7 protein-coding genes and 2 pseudogenes are annotated in these 10,366 nt (G+C 59.6%); 4 read left to right on the top strand and 5 right to left on the bottom strand.

What is annotated here, in order from left to right; all coding sequences use genetic code 11:
- From AC6CH8_RS22735 to AC6CH8_RS22725, 3 genes and pseudogenes are all read right to left on the bottom strand, one after another.
- Positions 1 to 321 (bottom strand): annotated as a pseudogene (locus AC6CH8_RS22735) (chromosome condensation regulator RCC1); the annotation flags it as partial.
- Between the two features lie 159 nt (positions 322 to 480).
- Complete coding sequence (locus AC6CH8_RS22730; protein WP_498192452.1) at positions 481 to 1,521, bottom strand: hemolysin family protein; 1,041 nt, start codon at positions 1,519 to 1,521, stop codon at positions 481 to 483.
- Positions 1,514 to 2,875, bottom strand: coding sequence for a hemolysin family protein (locus AC6CH8_RS22725; RefSeq protein WP_498192451.1), 1,362 nt, complete (start codon positions 2,873 to 2,875; stop codon positions 1,514 to 1,516). The genes AC6CH8_RS22730 and AC6CH8_RS22725 overlap by 8 nt, the downstream gene beginning before the upstream one ends.
- A 231-nt stretch (positions 2,876 to 3,106) precedes the next feature.
- On the opposite strand from AC6CH8_RS22725, the gene AC6CH8_RS22720 reads away from it, so the two are divergent.
- Positions 3,107 to 3,508 carry a transporter substrate-binding domain-containing protein gene (locus tag AC6CH8_RS22720; protein WP_498192450.1) on the top strand — a complete coding sequence of 134 codons (402 nt, stop codon included), beginning with the start codon at positions 3,107 to 3,109 and terminating at the stop codon, positions 3,506 to 3,508.
- Between the two features lie 73 nt (positions 3,509 to 3,581).
- Positions 3,582 to 4,592: a cation efflux transmembrane domain-containing protein gene (locus tag AC6CH8_RS22715; protein WP_498192449.1), complete on the top strand. Its 1,011-nt coding sequence runs from the start codon at positions 3,582 to 3,584 to the stop codon at positions 4,590 to 4,592.
- Between the two features lie 67 nt (positions 4,593 to 4,659).
- Here the strand turns inward: AC6CH8_RS22715 and AC6CH8_RS22710 are convergent, their stop codons facing one another.
- The gene (locus AC6CH8_RS22710) at positions 4,660 to 7,143 is read right to left on the bottom strand and encodes an S-layer homology domain-containing protein (protein WP_498192453.1); all 2,484 of its coding nucleotides are present in this window, start codon (positions 7,141 to 7,143) and stop codon (positions 4,660 to 4,662) included.
- 201 nt (positions 7,144 to 7,344) lie between these two features.
- Between AC6CH8_RS22710 and AC6CH8_RS22705 the strand changes: the two genes are divergently transcribed.
- Positions 7,345 to 9,153, top strand: coding sequence for a polymerase (locus AC6CH8_RS22705; protein ID WP_498192448.1), 1,809 nt, complete (start codon positions 7,345 to 7,347; stop codon positions 9,151 to 9,153).
- A 4-nt stretch (positions 9,154 to 9,157) separates the two neighbouring features.
- On the opposite strand, the gene AC6CH8_RS22700 is transcribed toward AC6CH8_RS22705, so the two are convergent.
- The gene (locus tag AC6CH8_RS22700; RefSeq protein WP_498192447.1) at positions 9,158 to 9,898 is read right to left on the bottom strand and encodes an S-layer homology domain-containing protein; all 741 of its coding nucleotides are present in this window, start codon (positions 9,896 to 9,898) and stop codon (positions 9,158 to 9,160) included.
- A gap of 147 nt (positions 9,899 to 10,045) precedes the next feature.
- Between AC6CH8_RS22700 and AC6CH8_RS22695 the strand changes: the two are divergent.
- A pseudogene (locus AC6CH8_RS22695) lies at positions 10,046 to 10,366 on the top strand (chromosome condensation regulator RCC1); the annotation flags it as partial.

Below are 10,366 nucleotides of genomic sequence, written 5' to 3'. Positions count from 1 at the left end.
GTCCGTGAACGGAGATTCTGCGGGAGCGCTGAACGCCGGTGAGCCGGCATGACGGTAGAGGAACGCGGCCATCGCATCCCGGGCAATGGACTCCAACGGACGATACTGCCGCACCCCGCCGACGTCCCAGCCCGTGGAAATACCCGACGCCGCCAACCACGAAATCTCCGTAGCGAACTGCGATTCGGTTGGCACATCAGAGAACGTCACTACGTTCTCCACCACCGGATCCGCAGCCACCGCCGCAGGCAACACCAACAACCCCGGCGCCACCACCATCAACACCACAGCAATCAACCACGCCACACCACGACGAAACACCGCAACCCCCACACACCGGCGACACCCAGAAAACACTCAGAAAGCTAACTAAATGGCATCACTCACAGGCGAAGCAACAGAAAAGGCTCAAATGTCGTGGGGTTTGCCTTTTGTGGCGTCCAATAACGTCAGCCGATCACCCTGACGAGATGGGATTACTCAGGTACTGGTGGCGTCCTGTACTTCTCCGACGAGTTCTTCGATGATGTCCTCCAGGAACAGCACACCAGTGGTATTCCCGGCAGCGTCGAAAACCCGCGCGACGTGCGCACCACTGCGTCGCATCGTCGCCAGTGCGTCCTCGAGTTCGCTGCCGCTGTAGGCGGATGCGAGTCTGCGGATCCGTTTGGCCGGCACAGGTTGGGCGAACTTTTCCCGGGTGGTCAGGTCCATGACGTCCTTGAGGTGCAAATACCCGGTGGGCGTACCGTCGTCGTCGGTGAGGATGTAGCGGGAGTAGCCGTGCTCGGCCACCGCGCGCTGGATGTCCGCCGGCGTCGAAGTGGCTGGCAGGAGCACCATCTCGCCGATAGGCACTTCGACGTCCGCGACGGTTTTGGACGTGAACTCGAACGCCGCGATCAGGGTGCCGCTGGTGTCGCTGAGCATCCCGTCCCGGGTGGACTGCTCCACGATGTTGGCTACTTCATCCAAGGTGTATGCGCTGGTGGCTTCGTCCTTGGGTTCAACCTTGAAAAGGCGCAGGATGGAGTTCGCGATCCCGTTCAGGGTCCAGATCACCGGTTTGAAGATCCGGGCGACCATCACCAGAGGCGGCGCTAGGATCAGCGCTGCGCGGGTTGGGACGGAGAAGGAGATGTTTTTCGGGACCATTTCACCGAGGACCACGTGCAGGAAGGTCACCAGCAACAGCGCGGCCACGAAGGCGATGATGCCAATCGCTTCACCGGACAGAGAGGTCAGCCCTAGAGGGATTTCCAGGAGGTGGTGGATGGCGGGCTCAGAGACGTTCAGGATCACCAGGGAACACACGGTGATGCCCAGCTGGCTGGTTGCCAGCATCAGTGTTGCGTGCTCCATGGCCCACAAAGTGGTTTTGGCCGCTTTGCTGCCAGCCTCCGCCTTCGGTTCAATCTGTGACCGGCGGGCCGAAATGACGGCGAACTCGGCGCCGACGAAGAAAGCGTTCACCACCAGGAGCACCACCAGCCAGATGATGCCGGGAAGGTATTCACTCATGGGTCAGCTCCTGCGTGAGATTATCGACGATGCGGTCATGAGGACTCTTGGGCGGTTCCTGTGACTCGTCAGGGGTAAAGCGGATGCGTTCCACGTGGGTGCCTACAACGCGTTCAACCCGCAACGTTCCGCCCGTGACGGGGACTTCGTCCCCGAGCTCGGGGATGCGGTCCAGTTCGTCCGTGACGAACCCGGCTACTGTGTCGTATTCCTCGCCGTCAGGAACGGCAATTCCGGTCCTGTCCAAGAGCTCATCGGGCCGGAGGGAAGCATCAAAGGTGATGGAGCGGCCCGTCCTGACCACACCCACCCGGGCGCGGTCGTGCTCGTCCTCGAGTTCACCGACGATCTCCTCCACCAGGTCCTCAAGGGTGACGATGCCAGCGGTCCCGCCGTGCTCATCGGAAACAATCGCTACCTGCAGGCCTTGTTTACGCAGCAGGCCCAGCAGCGAATCAACGCCCATGGATTCCGGAACCCGCAAGGGTTCGATCATCAGCTCTGCAGCGGTCACCTGGTCGCGTTGATCCAGGGCGACGGCGAAGGCCTGCTTCACGTGCAGGACACCTAGGACCTCGTCACGGTCGCGACCAATAACGGGAAAGCGTGAGTAGCCGGTCGAAGTTGCGAGGGTAACGATGTCTTCGGCGGTGTCGGTGGTATTCACAGCAGTCATCCGCACGCGTGGTGTCATGACATCCGCGGCGGAGTGTTCGGAGAACCGCAGTGTCCGGTGCAGCAGGACGGCGTGGTCCAGGTCAAGGGATCCTTCGAGGGCGGATCGGCGCACCAGGGAACTGAGTTCTTCGGCGCTACGGGCGCCGGAAAGTTCTTCCTTGGGTTCGATGCCGAACGAACGGATGATGCTGTTCGCGGTGTTGTTGAACAGCAGGATCACTGGTTTGAACACGGCCGTGAACAGTGCCTGGAAGGGCACAACCACCTTGGCTGTGGCCAATGGCAGAGCCAAAGCGAAGTTCTTGGGCACGAGCTCGCCGATCACCATGGAGAAGATGGTGGCCAGGAAGATTCCGGCAACAGCGCCGATTCCGGGAACCACGGCTTCGGGAAGGCCCATCGCGAGCAGTGGGCCGCTGAGCATCTTGCTGATGGCCGGTTCGAACGTGTAACCGGTTAGGAGCGTGGTCAACGTGATGCCGAGCTGCGCGCCGGACAAGTGCGTCGAGGTGATCTTCAGCGCTTTAATGGTGGGCGCCAGGCGCTTCTCACCGCGGGCTTGGCGGGCCTCAAGGTCGTTCCGGTCAAGATTGACCAGCGCGAATTCGGAGGCAACGAAGAATCCGGTACCGACCGTCAGGATGAGGCCGATACCGAGCATGATCCATTCATACATTCGGGCGCCCCTCTCCCGTGATGGCCGGCGTGCCGGTCAGAAAGTCGAGGGGCCAAGGCAAATGTGAAGGAGGGTCATCCATAGTGCCAATAAGTCTACGGAATCTCCGCTTCCTCGGGAGCTTTGTGCGCCGTGGGCAGAATTCCGGCTAAGTCGGCCGAGGCTTAGTCACACAAATAATAAGTAACCTGCCTATAGTGGTGGCAAGACCCAGTAGGAGGACACGGAGACATGTACCGGCGATTGAGAGTGGCCATTCTGACGGCGGCTGTCATTTTGCTAACGGGCTGCGCAATAAGCGTCCCGGCTGACCCTCAGGGCACACTCGACCGCGTTAGCGGTGGCGTGCTCAGGGTAGGCGCTAGTCCCAACGGCGACTGGGTGAAGCTCCCACCTTCCGGGGAGCCCACCGGGACCGAAGCCGAACTGGTGCGGAGGTTCGCGGCGCAACTGGATGCAAGGGTGGAGTGGAGCACGGGCACCGAACATATCCTGGCCGAACGCGTAGAGCACGGCGAACTTGACCTCATGATCGGCGGCCTGCGTGAAGACACGCCATGGGAAAAGCACACAGCGCTGACGCAGCCCTACGCCGAATCCGTGGACGACACAGGAAAAAGCACAAACACGTAATGCTGGTCGCCAAAGGAGAGAACGGCTTCCTCTTAACACTGGATACGTTCCTCAAAGAGTCGGAGGGCACCAAGTGAAAGCCACCGCCAGCCTCCCCGCGAAAGTGAACTCACGTTTCGGGCATACCGAATTGCCTGAAGAACAGCACCGGGCGCTACGCAAAGCGATCCGCTTCGAGTGGATCACCGTGGCATTCCTGGCAGTTTCGACCGCGATGATCTATCTGCTGCTGGGAAACTCCCAAGCCATGAAAGCTGCCTGGCTCGAAGACGTCCTGTCGTTCCTGCCGCCCCTGTCTTTCCTGATAGCCACCCGCGTGATCCGCAAGCGCCCCACCGAGGAGCATCCTTACGGTTACCACCGTGCCGTGGGCGTTGCCCACGTCGTAGCGGCTGTGGCCTTGTTCGTCATGGGCGCCTACTTGATTGTTGATTCCGGTATCAGCCTTTTGACGGCGGAACACCCCACCATCGGTGGGTTCGACTTCTTCGGCCAGACGATCTGGCTTGGCTGGGTCATGATCGTTGCCATGCTCCTCACCGCAGGCCCGCCGGTTTACTTGGGCCACAAGAAGATGAAACTGGCGAAGACCCTGCACGACAAGGTCCTCTATGCGGACGCCGACATGAACAAAGCAGACTGGCAGACCGCTGTCGCCGCTGCTGCAGGCGTTGCGGGCATCGGTATCGGCTGGTGGTGGGCGGACGCAGTCGCCGCCTTGATCATCTCCGCGAGCATCCTTCACGACGGCATACGCAACACCAAGGCAGCCATCACTGCCCTCATGGACAAGCGCGCTAGAACGTACGACGACGCCAAGCCTCACCCCTTGGGCAATGAGATTGACGACTACCTCAGCAGACTCGACTGGGTGGAAACGGCAAAATCCCGGATTAGGGACGAAGGACACGTCTTCCACATCGAAACGTTCATTGTCCCGTCAGGGGACATGCCCACCCTGAAGCAGCTGGAAACAGCCCGCCAGGCATGTATTGATCTGGACTGGAAGGCGAAGGACATGGTCCTGGTTCCCGTTTCCACCCTGCCCGCGGAGTTCCTGCCCGGCCTTTCAGGAGAACACTGAACCTTGATGTACAGGCAGAAACGGCCGGCACCATCTATGTGGTGCCGGCCGTTTCGCTTGATGGGGACTAGCCTGCGTTGAACTTCGCGTTGTAGCGGTACATGAACGCTGCCATCGCATCGCGGTTGACGGCGTTCACCGGACGGAACGTCTTACTTCCGTCCCCTTCTGTCCAGCCGGTGCTGATGCCTTGGGCTGCCAGCCAAGTGATCTCCTTGTAGAACTGGCTGTTTGTTGGCACATCGGTGAACGGCGACGTGGCCGGGGGAGTGAAAGCCGGTTTCAATGCCAACCGGTACATGAAGGCTGCCATGGCGTCACGGTTGACCGCCTGAACGGGGCGGTAGGTCTTGCTTCCGTCGGCCTCCGTCCAACCGGTGGAAACACCCTTGTCAGCGAGCCAAGTGATTTCCTTGTAGAACTGGCTGCTGGTGGGCACGTCCGCAAAGGGTGAGGTAGCCGGAGGCATGAATGCCGGTTTGCCAGCCAGCCGGTACATGAAGGCTGCCATCGCGTCACGGTTGACGGGGGTAAGAGGTCGGAACGTCTTGGAGCCGTCCGCTTCCGTCCAGCCGGTGCTGATGCCGGCCGTGGCCATCCAGGTAATTTCCGTGCTGAATTGCCCACCTGCGGGCACGTCGGCGAATCCGGTTCCGGCGTTGCCTGCCGTGGCGAAGCTGAGCGTGCCGATGTCAGTGTTGGTTCCCACTGTGGTGGTTACATTCGAGGCAGCCCCTTCAGTTTTCACGTTGCCGGAGAAAATGGTCCCCAGGGAACCCGAAGGCCGGGTAGGGATCATGTTGGCCGAGACGAGGTAGCTTCCTGTGCTGAGCCCTGTCACCTTGAACGTGCCGTTGGCGATGGTGTTTGCGCCGCGGGTGACCAGCGAACCGTCCTTGGTGTAGACGCGGACAGGAACATTGTTCAACGGCTGACCATCTGTGCCCACAATCTTGCCCGTGAGCGTACCGCCCGCCTTCGCGGTGCTCGTCAGCCCGGTTTTGGCTTCACCTGTAGCGACTGTGATTTGAGTTGCCGAAGCGGCACCCAATGACTCGGCCTTGTCCTTGTAAAAGGACGCTTCCAAGTCGGTGGTGAGGCCGCTCGAGCGGTTGAATTCAATGGTGTAAGTGCCAGCGGGCAGCTTAGTGAACGAGAATGTTCCGTCGTCATTGACAGATGCACTGCCAACGCCGCCTGGTCCAGTCGCCGTCGCGTACTTGTACTGGCTTTGGGAGCCTGCGGGGATGGCGAGTGTGCCGGAAACCACCGCTCCAGGGAGGAGGGCTTCATTTGCGATCGGGAGGATTTGCCCCGTGGTGACACTCACGGCTTCAGACGAGGCAGCATCCAGCTTTTGCCCGTGCCACTGGTTGAGAAGGTTCTGGTTACCCGGCGAGTACTCGAGTTTGTAGGAGCCTGCCGGGAGTCCACCGATGGTGAATGCACCTGTGCCATCGGTTTGACCGCTGCCCATCCATTTCACCCCGGCGGTGTCCTTCGCCATTACGAGGATGTTGGCTGCGGAAAAGCCGGCGGGTACCGTTACTTTGCCCTTGATTTGCGCTGCGGCAATCAGCGTTTGGTTGATGCCCACTGTGGGCTGGGCGGAAGAAACCGCTACCAAGGTTGCTGTGTCCGCCGTAGCATCTGGAGGTCCGTAATAGGCCGAGACGACAGGGGACTGATCGCCACTCCATCCGAAGGAGATCCTGTAGGAGGCCGGCACCAGTCCTCCCAAGCTGAATTCGCCGTTTGCTTTTGGAGTGGTGTATCCACCGAAATCTGCTGGTTTAGCGGGATTTGTGAGGGACACGGCTACTTTGGTCACATCCACCCCCACGGGTACTGTCACTTTGCCCGTAAGGATGCCGGCAGCAGCCAAGGTAATGTTCTGGCCCGTGACGTTGCCCTGTTTGGGAACGTTTACCAAGGTGGCCGCAGGCCAGTTAACTCCGCCGAGGTAGGTGGAGATTATGGGGCTCGGAGTTGCGTTGTCACCCCAATAGAAGTTGAGCCGGTACTGGCCGGCGATCATGTTGGTGAGCGAGTACGTACCGTCCGCTTTCAGGGAAGCCCTATAAGAGCTGTATTCGCCGTCCCGCGTTGCGTCCACCGTGATCTTCGTGGGGTCGACGCCGGCCGGAACCGTCGCCTTGCCGCTGACGGTCGCGCCTGTGTTCAGAACGGCAGAGACGTTGGCCTGTGCTTGCCCTGTGGTCAGCGAGATGGTTTGGGCTGAGGACGCCAGTTCCTTGTCGTCATACCATTCCGAGACGTTGACTGGTGCGCCACCACCGTCCCCGTAGGCGCTGAACTTAACCTTGTAGGTGCCGGGCTCCAGCCCCTCCAAAGTGTAAGTTCCTGATCCGCTCCAAATGCGGGTTTCGCCGACGAAGGCGTCGTTTTTGTAGGCGTCGATAATGATCATGCTGGCATTGAGACCAGCCTGCATCTGCACGCTTCCGCTGATGCTTGCAGTTCCCGCAGCGACGGCGGCCGGCGCACCGGAGAAGGATGCTGCGAGGAGTGATAAACCGGCCACGGGCACAAGTATTTGCCGCAAAAGTTTCGGTTGTTTCAAGAGTGCCCCCATATATTTGATTTTCGACGCCGAGTCAAGTCAAGTTGTTGCGTCAGCCACATGCTATTTCTTATACGGCGGGTCTGTCGATCATGGGGGAAAATAGTGCAATCATTACGCCGCATTTGGGAGCCGACTTTCGGTAGTCACCGAATGGCGCTTCTTAGTGTGACTTTATTGGTCGCGACACCCTTGATCATGCTGCCGGGTGGTCTCTACAGGTTCGTTTTGCCAAAACTCGCCATTTTGTTGCTCGCGTTGTGCCTGGGTCTTCTTGCTCCCGCGACGTCACGACTTGGGCGTCCTACGGTGCTGATTTTGGCAGCCATAGTGGGGACATATGTCATTGCAGCACTGAGTTCCGGGGATCTGTCAGCTGCCTTTGTTGGACGGTGGCCGCGGTACGAGGGCCTGCCTGCCCTGCTCATATACGTGGGTTTGCTGGTGGTGGGAGCGCGTGTATTGGGTGGTTCCTCCGCAGCAAAAAGCAGGCAGTATCTTGTCCATGGACTGTGCTTCAGCATGCTCATTCTGGCGCCCATTGCAGTGGCCGAGGCGGCTGGTCTCCGACCCCTTGGTGGTGCCGACGACACACGACCCGGGGCGACGTTGGGTAATGCCACAGATCTGGGCTTGGCGGGATTGGTCGCTTGCCTGCTGCTACTGCCCACGGCCTTATGGTCAAAGAATAAATTGGCGCAAATAGGAGCGGCCGCGGCAGGGGTAGTAACTGTAACTTCCGGTTCCCGCGCCTGCATCCTCATTGTGGTTATTTGCGGAATTCTGCTCTTCGGATTCAAGGCATTTCAGCTGTTTAAATCGGGAAGGCCCGTTCACGCGATCGCTGCCTTCCTAGGATTCGTAGGCATTGCCGCAGTTTTGTCATGGTCCATCCCTTCCGTTGCGGAACGCCTGTTCAGCATGGAAACCGTTACGGGTCGCGTATACCTCTGGGAGGCATCTCTTCAGACCCTGTCCGGCGACGCGTTCCTGGGACTTGGGGCGGGGCAATTCGTGGACGCATTGCCTTCTCACCTACCCGACGCATTCGCCAAGAACGTGGGTACTGAGTTCCCGGCGGACAGCCCGCACATGGTCCTTCTCCAGCTGGTCAGCGCAGGAGGATTGTTGTTCCTTCTTTCCGTAGCTGCGGCTGTGTGCATGGTCATCGTGATCGGTTTCAGGCGTATCCGCACCGCACCATTGAACGAGCACAAACTGTTCCTGATCGGTGCGCTGGTGGCCATATGCGGCTACGGATCCGCACTCATGACTCACTTCACGTCACCGGGAACTATCGCGTTGGTCTGTGTACTGGCTGGTGCCATTCTTGGAAATGCTCCCGTGCTGGAGGGACCCGCAAAGAGTCGGCCGGGTAAAGCTCTTGACTCTGTTCGCCTATCAGCAGTTGGGTTGGCGCTGGTGGCTGCGATCGTCGCTGGTGTAGCGGCAACCGCGGAAGTACCCATGAAGTCGGGTACTGACTTGGCCGCCGCGGGTGACATCCCGAAAGCGACTAAGGAGTTCGAACAGGCAAAGGCCCTACGACCCTGGGACCAAGACATCGACCTTCTTGCCGCACAAGCATTCGCTGTCCGCGCCGTCACGGGCGATACAACAGCGGCAGCAGCCGCTACCACTTGGGCGAGGGCCGCCGTCGAACGTAACCCGTCCTCCATGGAGGCACTTACTGCACTTACCATCGGACAACTGGGGACCGGCGACGTTCCATCCGCACGGAAAACGCTGGATACACAGATCGAACGTTCGCCGTGGACGTCGGAGCCCCACCTTCTACGTGGACTTGCGAAAGCCAGCGGCCAAGATTTGGAGGGTGCCATTGCAGATATTGAACGTGCTGCGGCGCTGACCCCCAAACCGGAGCGGGCGCTGAACATTCTCTCGGAGCTGTACGTCGTGTCGGGCCAGCCCGACAAAGCCACTGAAGTAGAGGAACGGCTGGCCCGGGCCCGTTAGGTTCTCAGCCGTCGATCAATTCATGATGGAACCGATACATGAATGCGGCCATCGCATCGCGGTTGATGGATTCGTTGGGTCGATACGTTTTTGTGCCGTCGTCTTCGGTCCAACCTGTCGAAATCCCGGTAGAGGCAAGCCAACTGATTTCCTTGTAGAACTGCCTTTCCGGCAGGACGTCCTCGAATGAGGATTTCGACGGCGGCGTGTAGTCAGGCGATCCGGCGAGGCGGTACAAGAACGCTGCCATTGCATCGCGGGTGACTGAGCCAGCGGGCCCGAACAACAATGACCCGTCATAGCCGACGTAGCCCTGGCTAATGCCTTCGCTCGCCACCCAGCAGACTTCTTTGTAAAACATCGACTCGGCGTAAATGTCCGCATACGGCGATTTGCTGGGAGGCGTGTAATCGGGGGAGCCCATCAGTCGGTACATAAAAGCTGCCATGGCGTCGCGATTGATGGATTGCAGGGGCCGGAAAGTGCTGGTCCCATCGGGTTGGAGCCAGCCTGTGGAAATGCCGTTCTCGGCCAGCCACGTGATTTCCGTATAGAACTGCGAGTCAATCGCCACGTCCGAAAACGGTGGGTTCTCGGCGTCTGCAGTTGCCGGTTGGAACCGATTCAAGTTCGAGGCAGCTGACGTGAATTCCGGCTGCGCGGAGGCTGGTCCTGCGGCCAATCCCGAAGAAGCGATGGCCAGTGTCATAGCCGCAGCCGCCACGCCTTTGTGTGTAACTCTCATGATGGAGCCTTCCGTTTGCGGTGATGAGTGCTTTGGAAAGCGTAATGTGAGTCCGCAATTCCTCAACCTGTTGCTTTGTCAATGCGCAATGCCATTTAGTTAGCTTTCTGAGTGTTTTCTGGGTGTCGCCGGTGTGTGGGGGTTGCGGTGTTTCGTCGTGGTGTGGCGTGGTTGGTTGCTGTGGTGTTGGTGGTGGTGGCGCCGGGGTTGTTGGTGTTGCCGGCGGCGGTGGCTGCGGATCCGGTGGTGGAGAACGTAGTGACGTTCTCTGATGTGCCAACCGAATCGCAGTTCGCTACGGAGATTTCGTGGTTGGCGGCGTCGGGTATTTCCACGGGCTGGGATGTCGGCGGGGTGCGGCAGTATCGTCCGTTGGAGTCCATTGCCCGGGATGCGATGGCCGCGTTCCTGTACCGTCATGCCGGATCACCGGCGTTCAGCGCTCCCGCAGTATCTCCGTTCACGGAT

The organism is Paenarthrobacter sp. GQ52, from assembly GCF_059759005.1.
This window is presented reverse-complemented; position numbering and strand designations above follow the sequence as displayed.

What these genes read in the sequence shown, in the direction of transcription:
- AC6CH8_RS22725 (WP_498192451.1), bottom strand. Translation starts at nt 2,875, where the DNA reads ATGTATGAATGGATCATGCTCGGTATCGGCCTCATCCTGACGGTCGGT.
- AC6CH8_RS22700 (WP_498192447.1), bottom strand. Translation starts at nt 9,898, where the DNA reads ATGAGAGTTACACACAAAGGCGTGGCGGCTGCGGCTATGACACTGGCC.
- AC6CH8_RS22720 (WP_498192450.1), top strand. Translation starts at nt 3,107, where the DNA reads ATGTACCGGCGATTGAGAGTGGCCATTCTGACGGCGGCTGTCATTTTG.
- AC6CH8_RS22730 (WP_498192452.1), bottom strand. Translation starts at nt 1,521, where the DNA reads ATGAGTGAATACCTTCCCGGCATCATCTGGCTGGTGGTGCTCCTGGTG.